Consider the following 19,609-nt stretch of genomic DNA (forward strand, 5'->3'; position numbering starts at 1 on the left):
CGCGACGCGTCAGGCCGGGTAGTCGCCCGCCGCGAGGTCCTCGAGGAGGCTCGGGTGCGTGGGCTCCCAGCCGAAGCGCTCGCGGGTGAGCGCGCTCGACGACGGCTGGTCGAGCCCGAAGATCGTCCCGAGGAAGCCGAAGCTCTCCGCGGGCACGGGCTCCACGGGCACGTCGAGCGCCTCGCCGACGGCCGTGGCGATGGCGAGCATCGAGTCGCCCTCGTCGGCGACGGCGCCCGGCTCGGCCTGCGATGCCCTCGGCGACACGGGTGCGCGGCCGAGCTCGGGATGCTCACGTTCAAGGAGGCGTACGCGACCTGGGTCGCCGCGGACGACGAGCAGGACTTCGCCGTCCTCGCGACGACGGCGCTCGCGGGGCTGCGTGAGGCCGCGCTGCGCCTCGGCTGAGCGGCGCACCACCGGCTCGCCGACGGACGACCGCACCCCTCGAACGGTGCGTCCTACCCGTCCGGAGCACAATGGGGTTGCCGACGAAAGGATGTCCCGTGAGCGTCACCGTCTCCCAGGTCCACGCCGTCGAGATCCTGGACTCCCGGTCGAGGCCGACCCTCGCCGTCACCCTCGAGACCGACGCCGGACAGCACGTCCGCGCGGGGGTCCCGGCGGGCGCCTCGACGGGCACCCGTGAGGCCGTCGAGCTGCGCGACCACGACCCGCACCGATACTCGGGCCAGGGGGTGCTCCAGGCGGTGCAGTCCGTCAACGGGGAGATCCTCGACCGGCTCCGGGGGCAGACGTTCGACGGCCCGAGCGACCTCGACCACGCCCTGATCGAGCTCGACGGGACCGAGAACAAGTCCCGGCTCGGCGCCAACGCGATCGTCGGCGTCTCGATCGCCGCCGCGCGTGCCTTCGCCGAGACCGCCGGGGTCCCGCTGTGGAAGCACCTGAGCGGCGAGGTCGCCGAGCCACGGATGCCCGTCCCCCACTTCAACGTCATCAACGGTGGCGTGCACGCGCTCAACGAGCTCGACTTCCAGGAGTTCATGATCGCCCCGCTCGGTGCGCCGAGCATCGCGGAGGCGGTCCGCGCCGGCTCGGAGATCTACGGCGCCCTGCGCGCGCTCCTGCACGGGCGAGGCATGTCGGTCGGCCTGGGCGACGAGGGTGGCTTCGCACCCGAGATCGCCCAGCCGGAGGAGGCCCTGGACCTGCTGGTCGAGGCGATCCGGACGGCGGGCTACACGCCCGGCCGGGACGGCGTCGCGATCGCGATGGACCCGGCATCCAGCGAGTTCTACCACGACGGCGCCTACCGGGTCGCGGGCCAGGACTTCACGAGCGACCAGATGATCGACCGCTACGCCGACATCGTCGAGCGCTACCCCGTGTGGCTGCTCGAGGACGGGCTCGCCGAGTCCGACTGGGACGGGTGGCAGCGGCTCACCGAGCGCCTGGGCGACACCGTCGAGCTGGTCGGCGACGACATCTTCTGCACCAACCCGAAGATCATCGCCGAGGCGATCACGAAGGGCGTCGGCAACGCCTCGCTCATCAAGGTCAACCAGATCGGCACCGTCACCGAGACCCTGGACGCGATGCGGGTCGCCCGCGACGGCGGTTACGCCCAGTTCGTCTCCCACCGCTCGGGCGAGACCGAGGACGCGTTCATCGCGGACCTCACGGTCGGCAGCGGGTCCGGGCACCTCAAGTCGGGGGCGCCGGCGCGCGGAGAGCGCGTCGCCAAGTACGCGCGGCTCGTCGAGATCGAGGACGTGACCGACCTCCCCTACGGGCTGCGCTGACCGCACCACGAACCGACCGCCGCGACGAGCGACACGACGAGCGGCCGCCCGCCGGCCGAGGACTCGACGAGCTCCTCGGGCCGACGGGCGGCCGTCCGCGTCAGGCCGACGCCTGCTCGCGCTTCGGCAGCACCCAGCCCGGGCGCACGAAGTGGCACGTGTACCCGTTCGGGTACTTGAGCAGGTAGTCCTGGTGCTCCGGCTCGGCCTCCCAGAACGGCCCCGCGGGCTCGATCGTGGTCACGGCCTTGCCCGGCCACAGGCCGGAGGCGTCGACGTCGGCGATCGTGTCCCGCGCGACCCGCTCCTGCTCGGGCGTGAGCGGGAAGATCGCCGAGCGGTAGCTCGTCCCGACGTCGTTGCCCTGCCGGTCCAGGGTCGACGGGTCGTGGACCTGGAAGAAGAACGCGAGCAGGTCGCGATACGTGGTCTGCGTCGGGTCGAAGACGATCTCGACCGCCTCGGCGTGGCCCGGGTGGTTGCGGTAGGTGGCGTGGTCGTTCTGCCCGCCCGTGTACCCGACGCGCACCTTCTCGACGCCGGGCTGGCGCCGGATCAGGTCCTCCAGGCCCCAGAAGCAGCCGCCCGCCAGGACGGCCGTCTCGGTCCCCGGCTCGCGGGTGACCTCACCGGTGTCGTTGATTCCGCTGGTCATGACGACTTCTCCTTCGTGCTTGCGCTCTCGGGTGACTCGAACAGGGCACGGAACCGACCGTAGCCCTGCTCCTCCAGCTCGGACGCGGGGACGAACCTCAACGCGGCCGAGTTCATGCAGTACCGCTGGCCGCCCTCGGCGACCGGGCCGTCGTCGAACAGGTGACCGAGGTGGCTGCCCGCCCCGGCCGACCGGACCTCGGTCCGGACCATCCAGAACGACGTGTCCGTCGCGGTGGTCACCGCGTCCGCGGCGATCGGCCGGGTGAAGCTCGGCCAACCGGTGCCGCTGTCGTACTTGTCGGTGGACGAGAACAGGGGCTGCCCCGACACCACGTCCACGTAGATCCCGGGCTCGTGGTTGTCCCAGTACTCGTTGCGGAACGCCGGCTCGGTGCCGCCGTCCTGCGTGACGTGGCGCTGCCGCCTCGTGAGCCGGCTCAGCGCCTCGGGGGACGTGCTGTAGTCGTTCGACACGTTCTTTCTCCTTCGTTCCGACGTCGCTGGCTGCGGCGTCATCCCTTCCAACACCGCGCGCACCCGGATTGGTCCCGGACGCTCGACACCGCGCCCGACGAGCTCGTCCGGCCGACGATGTCGGATCCGCAGGGTCGTCGTCGTCGAGAAGGTGAGGCCACCCACCCGGGGCGGCCGGAGCCGGAGGAACCACGACCATGAAGCTGACGACCATGACCCAGGTGACCCTCGACGGGGTCATGCAGGGCAACGGCGCCACGTCCGACGACCCCAGGAACGGGTTCGACCGGGGCGGCTGGGCGCTCGGGGCGGGCGACGACTCGACCCGGGCGGCGATCACGGAGACGTACGAGCGCGCCGACGCCTTCCTGTTCGGCCGGCGCACCTACGAGCTGTTCGCCGGCACCTGGGGCGCGGTCGACGCGATGCGCGCCCACCCCGTCGGCGTGGCCCTGGAGCACGCGCCCAAGTACGTGGCCTCGACGAGGGTCATCGCACCGACCTGGTCCCGCACGACCGTCCTCGACGGCGACCTCGAGGACGCGGTCCGCGAGCTGAGGGCCGCGCCCGGCGGCGAGCTGCAGGTCCACGGCAGCGGCGTCCTGGTCCGGTGGTTGCTCGAGCACGACCTGGTCGACGAGCTCACGCTCCTGACCGTCCCCGTGATCCTGGGCCAGGGCGGCAGGCTGTTCCCCGAGAACGGCACCGACCGTGCGCTCGACCTCCTGGAGTCGCGGGTCGACTCGAAGGGCGTGACGATCCAGGTCTACCGTCCCGGCGGCCTCCCGCACTACGCCGGCGCCTGATCCCCGACCACCCACCCACGCACGTCCCACCCCCCGAGGAGATGACTCCGATGCAGTACCTGGTTTCCGTGATCGACGACAAGACCAACCCCGGTCGCGACGACCGCGAGCCCCTCATCAGCGCGTTCAACGAGCGGCTCGTCGCCGACGGCCACTGGGTCTTCGCGGGTGGCCTCGCGGCCACCGACGCGGCGACCGTCGTCGACAACCGCGGCGAGCAGCCGATCGTCACCGACGGACCCTTCGTGGAGTCGAAGGAGTTCCTCGCGGGCGTCTGGATCTGGGAGGCCCCCGACCTCGACGTGGCGCTCGCGCTCGCGACCGAGGCGTCACAGGTCTGCTGCCGCAAGATCGAGGTGCGGCCGTTCCTGTGACCGCCGCCGTCCACCCCGACGCCGTCCACCCCGACGCCGTCCACCCCGACGACGCCGCAGCGGCCGTCGCCCGGGCCCACCGCGACGAGTGGGCCCGGCTGGTCGGCACGCTGACACGACGCTTCGGCGACCTCGACGTCGCCGAGGAGGCCGCGGCCGAGGCGTTCGCCGCCGCCGTCGCGCGGTGGCCCGCGGACGGCGTCCCCCGCAACCCCGCCGCGTGGCTCACGACGACGGCGCAGCGCAGGGCCCTCGACAGGCTCCGGCGCGAGAGCAAGCGTGACGCGAGGCACCAGGAGGCTCGGATGCTGCACGACGACACGCCCCCCGAGCCGCTCGGCGCCGTCGACGACGACCGGCTGCGCCTGATCTTCACCTGCTGCCATCCGGCGCTGGCGATGCCGAGCCGGGTCGCGCTCACCCTGCGCCTGGTCGGCGGGCTCACCGTCCCCGAGATCGCGAGCGCACTCCTCGCCCAGGAGGCCGCCGTCGGGCAGCGCATCACGCGCGCCAAGACCAAGATCAAGGCCGCGCGCATCCCGTACCGCGTGCCGTCGGCCGAGGACCTGCCGGCCCGCGTGACCGGCGTCCTCGCGGTGCTCTACCTCGTGTTCAACGAGGGGTATCTGGCCAGCGGGTCCGGCACCGACCCGGTCCGGCAGGACCTCACCGCCGAGGCGATCCGGCTCGCCCGGCTGCTCCACGACCTCCTGCCCGACGACGGCGAGGTGACCGGTCTCCTCGCGCTGATGCTGCTCACCGAGGCCCGCCGCGAGGCGCGGGTCGCGGGCGGCGAGCTCGTCACGCTCGACGAGCAGGACCGCACCGGCTGGGACGCGGACCTGATCGCCGAGGGGCACAGGCTGGTCCGCGAGCGCCTCGTTGCCGCGGCCGCTGGGACCCCGCCCGGCCGCTACCAGGTCCTCGCGGCGATCAACGCCGTGCACACGTCGGCCCGCGACGTGCGCGAGACCGACTGGTCGCAGGTCGTCGCCCTCTACGACCAGCTCGCGGTGGTCGACCCCTCGCCCGTCGTCGCCCTCAACAGAGCGATCGCGGTCGCCGAGCTCGACGGACCCGACGTCGGTCTGGCGCTCGTCGAGCCTCTGGCCGCCGCACTGGACGACTATCACGCGTACCACGCGACCCGCGCCGACCTGCTGCGCCGGTGCGGCCGCGACGCCGAGGCCCGCGACGCCTACGACCGCGCCGTCGCCCTGACCGGGAACACCGCGGAGGCTGCCGCGCTGCGCCGTCGCCGGGACGCTGCGCGGTGACCGGCTCCGCGATCATCGACGCCCGACGTCGAAGTTCTGAGAGAACACATCGTCGGGGTCCCAGTCCCGCTTGGTCGCACGGAGCCGGGCGAGCGTCGCCGGGGGGAAGGCGGCGTCGACGTCCTCGGGTCGGTGGTTCGACTCGAAGCTCAGGTAGATGCCGTCACGCCGGGCACGCAGCGGCTCCCACGCCGCGTCGAACGCCGCCCCGGGCCGGTCCGCCACCGCGGTGACCGAGAAGTTCTGGTGCCGGTGGGCGTAGGCGGTCGCATCAGGGTCGACGTCGTTGACCGCACCTCCCGTGGAGCGGACCTGGATCATCTGGGCGCCGCCGGACGCGAGCGCTCCGGCGATCAGCCCGGCCAGCTCCTCGTCGAGGTGCTCGACGAGCGCCGTGTGCATCACCGCGGCCTGCTGCCCCGAGTGCGGTGCGCCGGACGTGAGCGGCACCGCGGGATACGGCACCAGCTCGGCCCGGCCGCCCACCAGCCAGGGCAGCGCCGTGAACGGGGCGAGCGCTCGCTGCGTCCGGTCGACGTCGTCGCCGGCGAACACCACCGTCGCCTGCGCGAACGGCCTCGAACCCGGCCCCACGTAGAGGAACGCGGAGACCTCTCTCGGCGCCGCCTCGACCGTCCGACCCCAGTGCGCGAGGAAGGAGACCGGGTCGCCCAGCTTGAAAGCCAACGATGCCCGCGCGACGTCCGGCGTCTGCCCTGCGTCGAACTCGAAGCGGGTCACGATCCCCACGTTCGCCCCGGCTCCGCGCACCGCCCAGAACAGGTCGGGATGCTCGTCTTCCGACGCTCGCACGACCCGTCCGTCCGCGGCGACGAGCTCGACCGCACGCATCCGGTCGATCGTCAGCCCCTGAGCTCGGCCGAGAAGACCGATGCCGCCCGTCGTCGCGAGCCCGCCGACCCCCACGTCTCCGGAGTCGCCGGACGTCAGCGCCAGACCCCAGCCGTAGAGCTCCTGCGCCACAGCGCCCCACCTGGCCCCGGGCCCGAGCGCCACGCGTGTCCCTCCGAGTCGCTCGACCCGGTCCAGGTGCCGGAGGTCGACGACGGTGCCGCCGTCGTTCGTCGCGATGCTGCTGATCCCGTGCCCGCCGCTGCGGATCGCGAACGGCTCGTCGAACGATCGAGCGGTCTCGAGAGCGCGCGCCGTCTGCTCGGTGTCCCTGGGCAGGAGGACTCGCGCCGGCCGACCGGTCGCGGAGTACACGTGTCGCACCCGCCCGTAGCCGGGGTCGCGTGGTGTGACGACCTCGACGTCTCCCATCAGAACGCCTCCGGCCCGGGCTGGGGGCCCGCCTTCTTGTCGGTGAAGTACTGCACCGTCGTCGCGAGGAGCGGACTCGTGCCCGCCACGAGCGCCGCGACGTGCGCGCCGATCTCCTCTCCGTCGAGCCAGCGGGTGTCGTCGATACCGGCTCGCTGCCGCTCCTTGGTGCGCACGACCCCGAGGATCACCTGGTAGAAGCGAGGACCACGGCCGTCCTGCTCCGCCGCGATCGTCCGTGTCAGCGACTTGGTCGCCGCCGCGCTCAGGGCGACGCCCGCGGCACCGGGGAACGGCATGTCGGCGCTCATGCCGTTGAGCTGCAGGATCGTCCCCGACTCGGCCGTCACCGGCAGGAATGCTCGGTAGAGCCGGAACACGCTCGTCAGGTTCGCCTCGAGCAGCGACCGCCACTCCTCGTCCGTGAGGGTGAGCACGGGTCGACGACCCTGGTCACCCCAGGAGGCGACCGCCACCACCACACCGTCGAACGGGCCGAGCTCGTTCGCCAACGACTCCACACGGGCGTCGAGGTCAGACGCGTTCGCGTCGATCACTGCGATCCGCAGTCGCTCCTCGCCGACGCTCTCCTCGAGCGCGGCGAGTCGCTCCGAGTCGCGGCCCGTCGCGATCACGGTCGAGCCCCTCGCGAGCAGGCTTCGGACGACACCTTCACCCACGCCGCCCGAGCCACCGACGACGACCACGGTCTTGCCTGCAAGATCCGGGACCACGTGCTCCCAGTTCGGCCGAACCATCGCACTCATGAGATCTCCTTCGTCGCGGCCCGTGCCGCGTTGTCCTCGAACGCCGAGAGCACCTCGGCGAGCGCAGCGAGCTGCGCCGGGGTGAGAGCGTCGGCGAACCATCGCTTCGCCGCGCTCAGGTGCGGGCCGACGGCGCGCCGGTGCGCGCTGCGCCCCTCTGCGGTCAGCGCCACGGTCGACGCCCGCCCGTCGCCGTCAGCCTCCGGGGTCCGCACGATCAGACCGCGCCGCTCCATCCGACCCAGCTGGTGCGCGAGGCGGCTCGACTCCCAGCCGATCGACTGCGCGCAGTCCGACGGTCTGGCCGCGCCGCCGGCCTCCACGAGGTGCGCGAGCACCGTGAACTCCGCCTCCGACAGGTCCGCGTCGTCGCGCAGACCGCGCCCGACCTCGCGGCGCAGCATCTCCGTCACGGTCTGCAGGCGCTGCCAGACCGCGAGCTCTTCCTGTGACAGATACTTACCTGACATGTCAGCTATAACACGGAGACCGGCCGCCTATTCCCCACAGGACGCGGTGCCCCCGGTGGGATTCGAACCCACACTGGATCGGGTTTAAGCCGACTGCCTCTGCCGGTTGGGCTACGGGGGCGGCGCGCTCGCGCGCACGGCGAGCGTACGTCGTCGGGCACGGGACGACGACGCAGGTCCGGACCTTCGCACGGTCCGGGGACGACGACGGGGACGGACCCCGGAAGGCCCGTCCCCGTCGTGAGCGCTCAGGAGCGCGCGATCACTTCGCGTCGGCGGCAGCCGACGTCGCAACCTGCTTCAGCGGCTCGTCCGTCTTCTTCGGGGCCGGGGCCGCGGCGCGGAACGCGGCACGCGGGTCCTGGACGGCGTTGAGCGCGACCGTCTCGCGACCGTAGACCGCCTGGCCGACCCAGCCGTTGAAGATGTGGAGCTTGCGGTTCCAGGTCGGCATCGCGAGCACGTGGTAGCCGCGGTGCATCGCCCACGCGAGCGGGCCGCGGAGCTTGAACTTGCCGAACAGCTCCGCGACGCCCTTGTACAGACCGAGCGAGGCGACGGTGCCGATGTTCTTGTGCGAGTACTCCTTGGTGGGCTCGCCCTTGAGGTTCGACACCAGGTTCTCGGCGAGCTGCACGCCCTCGCGGATCGCGTGCTGCGCGTTCGGCGGGCAGAACTTGCCGGGGTTCAGCACGTCCGGCACCGCGGCGCAGTCGCCCGCGCCCCACGCACCGGGGACGATCGTGCCGTCCTCGGTCGCGACCTGGAGCGTCGCGAGGACCTGCAGGCGGCCCAGCTTGTCGAGCGGGAGGTCCGAGTCGTTCAGGACCGGGTTGGACTTGATGCCCGCGGTCCACACGAGGGTCTCGGTGTCGAACTCGACGCCCGTCGACGTGACGACGTGGCCGTCGACGCACGAGCTGAGGAACGTGTTGAGGTGGAACTCGATGCCACGGTCCTTGAGCTGGTCGAGGGCGTACAGCGCCATCGGCTCGGACAGCTCGGGGAGGATCCGGCCGGTGCCCTCGATCATCACGAAGCGCAGGTCCGACTGCGTGAGCGTCGGGTGCTTCTTGACCGCCGCCCGCGCCATGTCCTCGATCTCCGCGATGGCCTCGATGCCCGCGAAGCCGCCGCCGACGAACGTGAACGTGAGCAGCCGACGGCGCAGCGCCTCGTCGGTCACGGTGCTCGCGACGTCGATCTTGTCGAGGATCTGGTCGCGGACCGCGATGGCCTCCTCGACGGTCTTGAGGCCGATGCCCTGCTCGGCGAGCCCCGGGATCGGGAGCAGACGGGCGACGGAGCCGAACGCGACGACGACCTCGTCGTAGGAGAGGACGAACGCGTCGCCCTCCTTCGGCTCGACCGTCACGCGGCGGTCCGCGTGCGAGATCGACGTGACCTTGCCCTCGACGATGTCGACGCCCGGCAGCGCCTTGCGCAGCGGCGCGACGACGTAGCGCGACTCGATCGAGCCCGCCGCGGCCTCGGGGAGGAACGGCGCGTACGTGAGGTACGGGTTCGGGTCGACGACCGTGATCTGCGCCTGGCTCTTGCCCAGCCGCTTCCGGAGCCGACGTGCGGCGTACAGGCCGACCGACCCGCCGCCGATGACGAGGATGCGCGGGACCGTGGTGCCCGCGGGGCTGCCGTTCTGGGCAGGGCTGACCGAGGTCAGATCGTTCTGAGGCATGGGCAACAGACTATTACCGCACGTGTCCAGCGAGAAATCACACGACCACCTGGTGATATGCGCCTCACCACGCCCCTCCCACCCCTCCCCCTCGCCGAAGTAGACGTCCGCGCCGTCTACTTCGCGAAGTAGACGGCGCGGACGTCTACTTCGCGGGGTTGGTGGGCTTCGGGGTCGAGGTCGGGGTCGCGTCCGACGACGGCGCGGGGCTGGCCGCGTCGCTCGGCGCCGGCGACGGCGTGGTCCCGTCGCCCGGGAGCGCCGAGGCGCCGGGGAGCGCGGCCCGCGACGTCAGCGGGGACACCTGGTCGAACGGCGCGACCGGAGCGGTGGCCCCCGCACCGGGCTGCGGCACCGGCATGCCCTGGTCGTCGTACTGGGCGTTCCCGTACGCGTCGACCGCGACCTGCGCCCGCTCGAGCGGGTAGGCGTTCCAGAGCTGCCGACCCGACCGGTCGAGCGACGGAACCTCGAACCAGGCGGGCTCGTCGCCGTCGTGCAGCGTCCCCAGGTCCCCTGGGTCCGCGAGCAGGACCGCCTTGCCCGCGTCGTCGTAGACCCGAGCGCCGTCGACGAGCTTGCCGTCCGCGCCGTAGACGTAGAGGTTCTCGGCCTGCCGCCCGTCCACCCAGATCCCGTCCGACTGCGGGTCGGCGTCGCGCGCCCCCTGGTCGTACCCGCTCCAGTACGAACCGGAGCCGGGCTCGCCCTCCGCGTACGCCGTCGCGAACGTCGGCACCAGCAGCACGACCGCGGCGACCCCGAGCAGCGTCCCGACCCAGCGGAACCGCAGCGGGAACCGCCACGCCCCGCGCCCCCACTGCACCGAGCACACGACGGCTCCCAGCAGGAGCACCCACGCGGGCAGCGTGTTCGGGACCAGCGAGACCGGCCGCTGCGTCCACAGCAGCGCCGTCACGAGAACCCATGCCCGCACGACCCACCACGCCGGCCGCAGCACCTCGAGGAACTCGAAGACCGGCCTCCACCCGGGCGCGACCCGGAGGGCGCTCCACCGCTCGGCCCAGCTGGCACGCGTCTCCGCCCATGCCACGCCCATGCCCCGGCGCGTCGCCGCCCCCTGCACGACGACGCGCGGCGCGAGTCCCGCCGAGGAGCGCAGCTCCGCCGCGTACGCCGCCGGCGTGCCGAAGCGCGCGGTGAGCGTCGCCGCCGTGAACGGCACGTCCGACGACGGCGCGGCGCCCGCGCCCGGTGCGCCGGAGGCAGCCGTACCACCGGCGGGCGGGGCGACCACCGTGTCGGCGACTTCCGTGCCCGGGCGAGGGCCGTCGTCGGGCCGCGAGAACCCGAGCGGGGTGTCGGCGAGGGCGTCGAGGAGGTCGGCCTCAAGGCCGTCGGTGAGGTCGTCGACGGTGTCGGCGGGCAGGTCGTCGAGCTCGGCGCGCACGGCGCGGGCGTAGTCGGCGACGAGCGCGTGCAGCGCGACCGACGCGGGCGAGGCCGCGGGCAGGGGGACGGTGGTGCTCATCGGGCTGCTCCTTCGGTGGGGTCGAGGAGGGACGTGACGGTGCGGGCGAACGAGCCCCACTCCTTGCGCTGGACGTCGAGCATCGCCCGGCCCTGCGCGTTGATGCCGTAGTACTTGCGGTGCGGGCCCTCGTCGGACGGCACCACATAGCTCGTGAGCGCGCCCGCTGCGTAGAGGCGGCGGAGCGTGCCGTAGACGGATGCGTCGGCGACGTCGTCGAGGCCCGATGAGCGCAGACGCCGGACGACGTCGTAGCCGTACCCGTCCGCGTCGGCGACGACCGCGAGCACAGCGGCGTCGAGCACCCCCTTGAGGAGCTGGGTCGTGTCCATGCGGTCCCTCTCGTCGTGGCCGGTCCGTCGTCGACGGTGACGCATCACGCACGCTACTACGCGATGTGCACTACCGGCTAGAGCTTCGTACCGCGTGTCGCTGCACCGTGCCGCGTGCCGTCAGCCCAGGGACAGGGCGATGCCGTCGAGGATGTCGTGCTCGCTCGTCACGACGCGCGCGAGCTCGCCGCCGGCCGCCGCGACCTCGTCGCGGACCCGGGTCACGACCTCCGACCACACGAGCGCGCCCGCCCCGATCACGTCGACGCGTCCGGGATGCATGAAGCCCAGCGCCGCGCGCTCGGCGCGGGTCATCGCGAGGAGCTCGTCGCACGCGCGCAGCACGTCGTCGGTCGGGAGGACGGAGCCGTTGATGCGATCGCGGTCGTAGTGATCGAGACGCAGGGCGTGCGCGGTCACCGTGGTCACGGTGCCCGCGAGCCCGACGAGCGTCGCGGTCTTCGCGACCGGGACGACGGCGAGCGCCTCGTCGAGAGCCGCCCGCACGTCCGCGCGCGCGGCCGCGACCTCGGCCGCCGTGGGCGGGTCGGTCGCGAGGTGCCGCTCGGTCATCCGCACGCACCCGACGTCCATCGAGAACGCGGCCTCGGGCTCGCGCGAGCCCAGCACCAGCTCGGTCGAGCCGCCGCCCAGGTCCACGACCAGGTACGGGGCGTCGAAGCGCCCGCCCACGACGCTCGTCGCGCCCCGGAACGACAGCGCCGCCTCCTCCTCGCCCGACACGACCTCCGGGTACACGCCGAGACGGTCGTGCACGCCCTCGAAGAAGTCGTCCTTGTTGCTCGCGTCCCGCGACGCGCTCGTCGCGACGAACCGCACGCGCTCGGCACCCAGCTCGCGGGCGACGTCGGCCGCGCGGGACGTCGCGTCGAGCGTCCGCTGCAGCGCCTCGGGCGCGATCATGCCCGTCTTGTCGACGCCCTGCCCGAGCCGGACGACCTCCATGCTGCGGTGCAGGTCGGTGAGCGTGCCCGTCTCGGGGTCGAGGTCGGCGACGAGGAGGCGGAGGGAGTTGGTACCGCAGTCGACGGCAGCAACACGGGTGGAGCTCATGGCGACCAGCCTGCCACAGGGCGCCTCGCCCACCCCCACAGCGCCGCGCGAGTTGTCAGGCGCGCACCGGAGCAGACAGCGGCCAACGCCTGACACGGTTCTCCCGCCCGCGACGCGTCAGGCAGTCGCCGGAGCAGACAGCGGCCAGCGCCTGACAGGCCGACGACGGCGGCGCGTCAGCAGGTGCAGCGGTCCGCGCTCCACAGCCCCTCGTCCGCGGCCTGCTGGAGCGCCAGGTCACCGACGACGTCGACGCCGGGCCCCGCCACCAGCGCGTGCCCCGCGAGCGCGTGCAGGCACTTCACCCGCGTCGGCAAACCGCCCGCCGAGATGCCCGCGATCTCCGGGACCTCGCCGGTGCCGGCCCGCGCAGCGACCTCCGCCCGACGCGCGAGGTAGTCGTCGTGCGCGCGCGTGTGTCCGGCGGCGAGCTCCTCGTCCTCGGCGAGCCGGTCGTTCAGCTCGCGCATGACGCCGCGCGCCTCGAGCGTGCTCATCGCCGCGACCACCCCGGGGTGCGTGAGGTAGAACGTCGTAGGAAAGGGCGTGCCGTCGTCGAGCCGGGGCGCCGTCACCGCGACGAGCGGGCGGCCGCACACGCAGCGAGCCCCGATCGCGACGACGCCGCGCGGGGTGCGGCCGAGCTGCTCCGCGAGCACGGCGAGGTCGTCGGCGGTCACGTCGGTGAGGGGCATGCCTCCATTGTCCCCGACCCGCACCGTCGTCCGGTGCCGGCTACTTCGACCCGGTCGTGACGCCCTCTCCCGCGACCTCGACCGACGTCCACATCGTGCGATACCAGGGCGAGGCGTCGTCGGCCGTGGAGTCGACCACGCCCGCCGACACCGGCTTGCCGGTGATCGGGCTGACGCCGGCCTCCGCGCTCCCCGGGTCGATCACCCGGTACGCCTTGTCGCCCGGCATCACGTAGCCGAGCCGCGCACGCGCCTGCGCCTTCTGGAACGCGGGGTCCGACCAGCGGTCCAGCGCCGTCTGCGCGTCCTCCTTCTGCTTCTGGGTCGCCGCCAGGTCCGCGTGCAGGGCGCGGAGGTCCGCCGACTGCGTGACGTACTCGCGCGCCGTCGGGAGCAGGATGACGAACGCGAGGAGGATCGCGCCCGCGAGCACGAGCGTGCGGGTCGTGATCGTCTCGGGCACCATCCCCGCGACACGGCCCGCGGCCCGCCGGCTCCGGCTCGTGCGCCGCACGCGGGGCGTGGCTCCCGTCGCGGGACGGGAGGAGCCGCGGCCCTTGCCCGCCGCCGTCGTGCCGGACGACGACGTGCCGCGCGAGGCGGACGCTCGCGGCGCCGGGGCGCGGTTCGAGGAGGTGGCCGCGCGCGCCGTCGGACGGGGGGACGCGCCGGAGCCCTGGGCGGCCGGGCGGGTGGACCGGGCCTGCGGGGCGGACGGGCGACGCGGAGCCATGGCCCGATTCTGCCCGTTCGTCCCCTCGGTCGCGCGGCACACACGCCGCGCCCCGCCGACTTGACCCAAGCTCGTGAGCCGCGAGCCTCTCCACGTTCTGACGGCTCGCCCCGGCGTGGACGCCGCCCCTCCCGTCAGCCCGCCGCGGCGTCGAGCGCGTCGAGCGCGTCCTCGTCCAGCTCGAGCGACGCGGAGCCCAGGTTGGACTCCAGGTGCGTGACGGAGGACGTCCCCGGGATGGGCAGCATCACCGGCGACCGCTGCAGGAGCCACGCGAGCGCGACCTGCGCCGGCTCCGCACCGAGCGCGTCGGCGACGCGCCCGAGCGCCCCCGAGCGCGCCGTCAGGCCGCCGGTCCCGAGCGGGAACCACGGGACGAAGGCGAGCCCGCGCGCCTCCGCGAACCTCAGGACGTCCTCGGCCTCACGGTCCCCGAGGTTGTAGCGGTTCTGGACCGACACCACCCTGATGGCGCCGAGCGCCGCCTCGAGAGTGCCCACCCCCACCTCGCTCAGGCCCACGTGGCGCACCTTGCCCTCGCGCTGCAGGTCCTCCAGCACCCCGAGCTGGTCCTCCAGCGGGTACCGCGGGTCGACCCGGTGGAGCTGCAGCAGGTCGATGCGCTCCACGCCCAACCGGCGGAGGCTGCCCTCCGCACGCTCACGGAGCCGCTCCGGGCGACCGTCCACGGCCCACCGCCCCGGACCCGGCCGTGCGAACCCGACCTTGGTCGCGATCACGAGGTCCTCCGGGTACGGCGCGAGGGCCTCGCGGACCAGCTCCTCGGCGACGTCGGGGCCGTAGGAGTCCGCGGTGTCGATCAGGGTGACCCCGAGCTCGACGGCGCGACGCAGCACGGCGACCGCCTGGTCGCGGTCCTCCGGCGGCCCCCAGACGCCGGGTCCCGTGAGCTGCATCGTGCCGTAGCCCAGGCGCCGCACCTCCAGGTCCCCGCCGAGCAGGAACGTCCCCGACGCCGCAGCGTCCGGCGCAGGGACGAGCTCGAGGGTGTTCCCCCGTGCGGGCGCCGCGACGAGGGCCGGCAGGTACTGGGGCCAGTCGTCGTACTTGCGCCGGTAGGCGGAGTCGACCGCATCGAGGGTCGCGTCGTCGGTCACGGGCACGACCTGGGCGGAGAGGTCACCTCCGGGCGTCACGACGCTCAGCTCCCCTCGCCGGCGCGCTCGCTCGTACCACCGTCCCGCCGCCCCGTGCGACGAGCGCACGTACACCCTGCCGTCGACCACCACGCCCCAGATCGGCGTCACCCGGCCGGGGCCGCCCGCCGGCCCGCCGGTACGGACCTCGATCGTCTCCGTGGCACCGACGTGCCCCGCCAGCGTGCCCGGTGCTGTGCTCGCACCCGTCGCGACGTCCCTCATCTCCCGACCCCTCCGCTCGACGGCGCCGCTCACCTCGACCGGCTCCACGACCATGGTCGACGGCACCGACGCAGCCCCGCATCGGTCAAGCGACCGCACCATGCGCCGCGCGCCCGGGTACGACGTCACCACCCCGCGACCGTCAGGACGCGCTCGAGGTACACGCCCAGGAGGGCAGCAGCCTCCACCGCAGCCCGCCGGACCGCCGCCGAGGGTGCCGACGACGACGCCAGCGCCAGCGAGCCCCACGACGCGCCACCCACCACGAGCGGTGCGGGGACCAGGTGCTCGACGCCGGCGTCACGCAGCAGACGGGTGAACGGACCGCCACCCGTCGCGAGCGCCAGCGGGACCCCGGCGGCCAGCGCGCGGACGACGGGCGCGTCGCGCCCCAGCGCGTGGACGCTGCCGCGTGGGAGCGGGTCGATCCGGCCGGCGACCACCTCGCACACGGCGACGCGCGGGTCGACCGCCGAGGACGCCTCGCGGACTCGCACGTGCAGGACGAGCGCGTGCCCGACCCCGGTGAGCTCCGTCAGCTCGTCGAGAGCGCGGTCGAGGGCCTCGCCGGGCGGTCCACCCCCGAGTAGCGGCCGGGACATCCGGGCCACCACGGCCTGGGCGTCCGCCTCCGCGAGGAGCTCGGCCCGGACCGTCTCGTTCGAGGCCGCCATCCCGACGATCCCTGCCACACCGGCGACGAGCGGGGGAAGGACGTCGAGCGCGGGCCGGACGAGGCCCTCCCGCGGGCACGCGACCACGGCGCCCCAGACCGCCCCGTCCACGAACACGGGTGCCGCCACGCCGGCGGCGCCGCACGACAGGGACCGCCGCGCGACCGCTTTCGACACGAGGCCCAGCTGGGCGTCCGTCGGGCCTCCTGCACCGACCCGTCGCGGGTCGCGACAGTGCCACGACGAGACCCGCAGCGCGCCCTCGGCGTCGGCACGGACCACGGCCGCGCTGTCCACGACGCCGACGCCGCACAGCTCCCGGACCGCCGCCGCCGCCACGGGGAGAGGTTCCGCACGGCCGCTGACGAGCGCCGTCAGCCGGAGCAGGAGCGCCTGGTGCGCACCGCTCGCCCGCAGCACCTCGAACGCGGCCTCGCGTGCCACCGTGTCCGCCAGCACCCGGGCCAGCGGCGTCAGCGGGTCGCCCGTCGGGGGGCTCGACGCCTCGAGCACCCCCCACGTCCGGCCGTCGACGACGACCGCGCAGGACGCCGTGCGCGTGTCGTCCCGAGACGGGACCCCCGGGGCCGGTCCTCGCGTCGCGAGCCGTGTCCACCGTCCGCCGTCGTCGCGCCACAGTGCCGCCCACGGCTCGACGGGCCGTCCGCTCGGGCTCGACCCTCCCGACAGCTGCACGAGCGCGTCGCACGCCGCCTCCGCGAGTGCCGCCACGTCCCCCTGGGCTGCCAGTCCTGCCAGGCGCCTCCAGTCGGCCACCCTCCCCCTCCTCGACCGCCACGACCGGCGGCTCCAGGCGATCGTCCGGCCGGGCGTACGGCCAGGCATCGGTCAACTGACCTAACCCGGACCGGAAACACCTCCCGCTTGTACGCTCGTCTCGTGCCGCAAGATCCCCCGAGCCTGATCGGACGAGACCAGGAGATCGCCGCCCTGGCGGGGTTGGTCGGCGCCGCGGCGGGCACCTCGGGCAGCGCGTTGCTGCTCGTCGGCGAGCCCGGGATGGGCAAGACGGCGTTGGCCGGGCTCGCCCGCGGGATCGCCCGGGACTCGGGGCTGCAGACCCTCCTCTGCCACGGCGGAGCAGCCACCGAGGGCATCGGCTTCGCGGGCCTGCACGAGCTCCTCCACCCCGTGCTGAACCTCCTGGGGCGGCTCCCCGAGCGTCAACGGTCCGCGCTCGGGGTCGCGTTCGGCTTCGAGGACGGGCCGCCCGCCGACCCCCTGGTGATCGGCGTGGCGACCTTGGGCCTCCTCGAGGAGGCGGCCGCGGGCCGGCCGCTGTTCGTCGTCGTCGAGGACCTGCACTGGCTCGATCCCTCCAGCGCGGCCGTCGTCACCTTCGTCGCGAGCCGGCTCCGGGACACCCCGATCGCGCTCCTCGCCACGACGCGCCCCGTCACGCCCCACGCCGACCACGCCCCGTCGTTCCCCGAGCAGCTCCGGATCGAGCCGCTCGGCCGGGACGACGCACGCCGCGTCCTCGCCCGCATCGCCCCCGAGCTGCGCGTGCGGGAGCGCGACCACGTGATCGCCCAGGCCCAGGGCAACCCGCTCGCGCTGACGGAGCTCGGCGCCACCGCCGCGACGTCCGGACGTGGCACGGTGGCGTCCGACGCCGGCGCCGCGATCGGGCTCGAGTCGGTCAGCCTCACCTCGCGGATCGAACGGGTGTTCCTGGCCGACGTCGCCACGTTGCCCGAGCGGGCCCAGCGCGCCGTCGCGCTGGCCGCGGCCGGCGACGATCTCGGCTACCGGGAGGTCCTGGACGCGGCTGCGCAGCTCGGCCTGCCGGCGGACGCCTTCGACGCCGCCGAACGCGCAGGACTCGTCCGGGTCGACGGCGACAAGATCGTCTTCCGGCACCCGCTCGTCCGCTCGGCCGTGTACGAGTCGACGGGCGCGACGACGAGATCGACGTTCCACCGGGCCCTCGCGGACGTCGCGCGGGACGGCACCCTCGCCACGTGGCACCGGGCCGCCGCCACGCTCGGCTGGGACGAGGGGGTCGCCCGCGAGCTCGAGGAGGCGGCCGACCGGGCGACGCGCCAGGGCGCCCGCCGTGAGGCCGCGCGGGCGTGGCACCGCGCCGCGGAGCTCTCATCGGAGCCGCCGGCCCGCGCGCGTCGTCTCGCTCGCGCTGCCGAGCTCTCCCGGCAGGCCGGACTGACCACGGTCGCCGGCACGCTGATCGACGAGGCGGGGCGTCTGGTCCAGGACGAGGCGACCGTCCTGACGCTCGCGCGCTCGGAGTGGCTCCTCCAGATGACCACCGGGCGCGGCGGCCGAGGGCCCGACGCCCTCGTGGACCTCGCCGCGTCGTCCGACTCGTCCGACGCGCGGGCTGAGGTGCTCGTCTGGGCTGCCACCTCGTGCTTCGTCCTCCAGGAGCCGCCGGCCGTGCGTGAACGCGTGCACCGCGCCCTGCTCGCGCAGCCCGACGACCCGCAGGACCCGCTCCGGCGCGTCGGGCTCGCGCTCGTCGACCCCACCGCCCGGGACATCGGCGACGTCGCCGAGCTGATGACCTCCTGGAGCGAACGGTCCGTCGACTCCAACGCTCCCGTGCTGAGCTGCCTCGCGTTCGTCGCGGAGGAGCGGGCGGACCTGGCCGTGGCCCGCACGTGCTGGACGTCGGCGGTCACGCTCTTCCACGGCTCGGGGCGCGTCAGCGACGAGGCGGTCGCCCTGTGCGGGCGGGCGAGCGTCCACGCGACCCTTGGCCACCTCGACGAGGCGGTCGAGGACGCCGAGCAGTCGTTGCGGCTGTGCGACGCGCTCGACCTGCCCGTGGTGGCGGCGAACGCCGCGGCGCATCTCGCCCGTGCGCGTGCGAACCGTGGCGAGGTCGCGCACGCCGAGAAGGCGCTCGAGCTGGTGGCCGCACTCTCGGGTCCCGAACGCGTCGCCCGCGTCGACGCCGGAGCCTCGTGGGCGGCAGGGCTCCTCGCTGCCGTCGACCACCGCTACGCCGACGCAGTCGACGCGATCGCGCGGACCCGGGTCAACGCTCCCGTCGCGCTCTGGGCGGGAGCCGACCTGGTCGAGCCGGCGGTGCGGGCCGACCGCACGCCCGAGGCGCAGGTCTGGCTGGAGTCCGCGCAGGCCGCCGCCGAGACCACGGGGTCCGAGCACCTCCGGATGCTCCTGGAGCGTGCCCGCGGCCTCCTGACCGAGGACGACGGCGCCGCCGAGCACTTCGCCCGCGCGGTCGAGCACGGCACGCGGACGGACGCCGTCCTCGACCTCGCCCGGACCCGGCTCGCGTACGGCGAGTGGCTGCGCCGCCGACGACGCGTCGTCGACGCGCGGGCCGAGCTGCAGTCCGCCCTCGACGGGTTCGTGGCGCAGGGCGCGCAACCGTGGGCGGAACGCGCGCGGGTCGAGCTGCGCGCCACCGGCGCGACGTCGGCGCCCGGCGGACGCAACCCGTCGCTCGACCAGCTCACGGCACAGGAGCTGCACGTCGCGCGGCTGGCCGCGCAGGGCATGAGCAACGCCGAGATCGCCGACCAGGTCTACCTGTCGCGCCGGACCGTGGGCGCGCACCTGCACCGGGCCTTCGCGAAGCTCCAGGTGGCCCACCGTGGTCAGCTTGCCGCCGTCATCGGCGCCCCGGAGGCCTCGGGCGTCTGACC

19 protein-coding genes and 1 tRNA gene are annotated in these 19,609 nt (G+C 74.0%); 5 read left to right on the forward strand and 15 right to left on the reverse strand.

Annotation, left to right across the window (positions count from 1 at the left end):
* Positions 1–9: 9 nt before the first annotated feature.
* Positions 10–267 (reverse strand): Rossmann-fold NAD(P)-binding domain-containing protein, encoded by a 258-nt coding sequence (locus KDY119_RS13600; RefSeq protein WP_051136221.1) that lies wholly within the window; start codon positions 265–267, stop codon positions 10–12.
* A gap of 239 nt (positions 268–506) precedes the next feature.
* Between KDY119_RS13600 and eno the strand changes: the two genes are divergently transcribed.
* On the forward strand, positions 507–1,766 hold the full coding sequence (eno, locus tag KDY119_RS13605) for a phosphopyruvate hydratase (protein WP_036946930.1): 1,260 nt from the start codon (positions 507–509) through the stop codon (positions 1,764–1,766).
* A gap of 100 nt (positions 1,767–1,866) precedes the next feature.
* Here the strand turns inward: eno and msrA are convergent, their stop codons facing one another.
* Entirely contained in the window at positions 1,867–2,421 is a 555-nt protein-coding gene (gene msrA, locus KDY119_RS13610; RefSeq protein WP_036946933.1) for a peptide-methionine (S)-S-oxide reductase MsrA, read from the reverse strand.
* Positions 2,418–2,897, reverse strand: a complete 480-nt coding sequence (gene msrB, locus KDY119_RS13615) for a peptide-methionine (R)-S-oxide reductase MsrB (RefSeq protein ID WP_036946936.1) — start codon at positions 2,895–2,897, stop codon at positions 2,418–2,420. The genes msrA and msrB overlap by 4 nt, the downstream gene beginning before the upstream one ends.
* Before the next feature lie 197 nt (positions 2,898–3,094).
* Here msrB and KDY119_RS13620 point away from each other — a divergent pair, with 197 nt between their 5' ends.
* Genes KDY119_RS13620 through KDY119_RS13630 form a run of 3 tightly spaced genes read left to right on the forward strand, consistent with a single transcriptional unit; the run spans position 3,095 to position 5,354 of the window.
* A complete protein-coding gene (locus tag KDY119_RS13620) occupies positions 3,095–3,703 on the forward strand; it encodes a dihydrofolate reductase family protein (RefSeq protein WP_036946939.1) in 609 nt (202 codons plus the stop codon).
* Between the two features lie 50 nt (positions 3,704–3,753).
* Positions 3,754–4,077, forward strand: a complete 324-nt coding sequence (locus KDY119_RS13625; RefSeq protein WP_036946942.1) for a YciI family protein — start codon at positions 3,754–3,756, stop codon at positions 4,075–4,077.
* Entirely contained in the window at positions 4,074–5,354 is a 1,281-nt protein-coding gene (locus KDY119_RS13630) for an RNA polymerase sigma factor (protein WP_083890609.1), read from the forward strand. Before KDY119_RS13625 ends, KDY119_RS13630 begins: the two co-directional genes overlap by 4 nt.
* Positions 5,355–5,366: 12 nt before the next feature.
* Here KDY119_RS13630 and KDY119_RS13635 read toward each other — a convergent pair whose 3' ends face one another.
* The 12 genes from KDY119_RS13635 to KDY119_RS13690 form a co-directional block, all read right to left on the reverse strand.
* Complete coding sequence (locus tag KDY119_RS13635; RefSeq protein ID WP_036946945.1) at positions 5,367–6,638, reverse strand: FAD-binding oxidoreductase; 1,272 nt, start codon at positions 6,636–6,638, stop codon at positions 5,367–5,369.
* Entirely contained in the window at positions 6,638–7,405 is a 768-nt protein-coding gene (locus KDY119_RS13640; RefSeq protein ID WP_194174229.1) for an SDR family NAD(P)-dependent oxidoreductase, read from the reverse strand. Before KDY119_RS13640 ends, KDY119_RS13635 begins: the two co-directional genes overlap by 1 nt.
* Positions 7,402–7,875: a MarR family winged helix-turn-helix transcriptional regulator gene (locus tag KDY119_RS13645; protein WP_036946951.1), complete on the reverse strand. Its 474-nt coding sequence runs from the start codon at positions 7,873–7,875 to the stop codon at positions 7,402–7,404. Before KDY119_RS13645 ends, KDY119_RS13640 begins: the two co-directional genes overlap by 4 nt.
* Before the next feature lie 47 nt (positions 7,876–7,922).
* Positions 7,923–7,996 (reverse strand) — tRNA-Leu (locus KDY119_RS13650).
* Between the two features lie 141 nt (positions 7,997–8,137).
* Complete coding sequence (locus KDY119_RS13655; protein WP_036946954.1) at positions 8,138–9,571, reverse strand: NAD(P)/FAD-dependent oxidoreductase; 1,434 nt, start codon at positions 9,569–9,571, stop codon at positions 8,138–8,140.
* A gap of 145 nt (positions 9,572–9,716) precedes the next feature.
* Positions 9,717–11,063 (reverse strand): hypothetical protein, encoded by a 1,347-nt coding sequence (locus KDY119_RS13660; protein WP_153022432.1) that lies wholly within the window; start codon positions 11,061–11,063, stop codon positions 9,717–9,719.
* On the reverse strand, positions 11,060–11,395 hold the full coding sequence (locus KDY119_RS13665) for a PadR family transcriptional regulator (RefSeq protein WP_036946963.1): 336 nt from the start codon (positions 11,393–11,395) through the stop codon (positions 11,060–11,062). Before KDY119_RS13665 ends, KDY119_RS13660 begins: the two co-directional genes overlap by 4 nt.
* Before the next feature lie 120 nt (positions 11,396–11,515).
* Positions 11,516–12,469, reverse strand: coding sequence for a Ppx/GppA phosphatase family protein (locus tag KDY119_RS13670; protein ID WP_036946966.1), 954 nt, complete (start codon positions 12,467–12,469; stop codon positions 11,516–11,518).
* Positions 12,470–12,645: 176 nt separating this feature from the next.
* Positions 12,646–13,164: a DUF501 domain-containing protein gene (locus KDY119_RS13675; RefSeq protein WP_036946969.1), complete on the reverse strand. Its 519-nt coding sequence runs from the start codon at positions 13,162–13,164 to the stop codon at positions 12,646–12,648.
* 40 nt (positions 13,165–13,204) lie between these two features.
* Positions 13,205–13,897, reverse strand: coding sequence for an FtsB family cell division protein (locus KDY119_RS13680; protein WP_153022433.1), 693 nt, complete (start codon positions 13,895–13,897; stop codon positions 13,205–13,207).
* A gap of 134 nt (positions 13,898–14,031) precedes the next feature.
* Entirely contained in the window at positions 14,032–15,279 is a 1,248-nt protein-coding gene (locus KDY119_RS13685) for an oxidoreductase (RefSeq protein ID WP_083890734.1), read from the reverse strand.
* A 125-nt stretch (positions 15,280–15,404) separates the two neighbouring features.
* A complete protein-coding gene (locus KDY119_RS13690; protein ID WP_153022434.1) occupies positions 15,405–16,730 on the reverse strand; it encodes a GAF domain-containing protein in 1,326 nt (441 codons plus the stop codon).
* 123 nt (positions 16,731–16,853) lie between these two features.
* Between KDY119_RS13690 and KDY119_RS13695 the strand changes: the two genes are divergently transcribed.
* A complete protein-coding gene (locus tag KDY119_RS13695) occupies positions 16,854–19,607 on the forward strand; it encodes an ATP-binding protein (protein ID WP_153022435.1) in 2,754 nt (917 codons plus the stop codon).
* Positions 19,608–19,609: the final 2 nt, after the last annotated feature.

It is taken from the genome of Luteimicrobium xylanilyticum (genome assembly GCF_009429125.1).
GTDB classification, from domain to species: domain Bacteria; phylum Actinomycetota; class Actinomycetes; order Actinomycetales; family Cellulomonadaceae; genus Luteimicrobium; species Luteimicrobium xylanilyticum.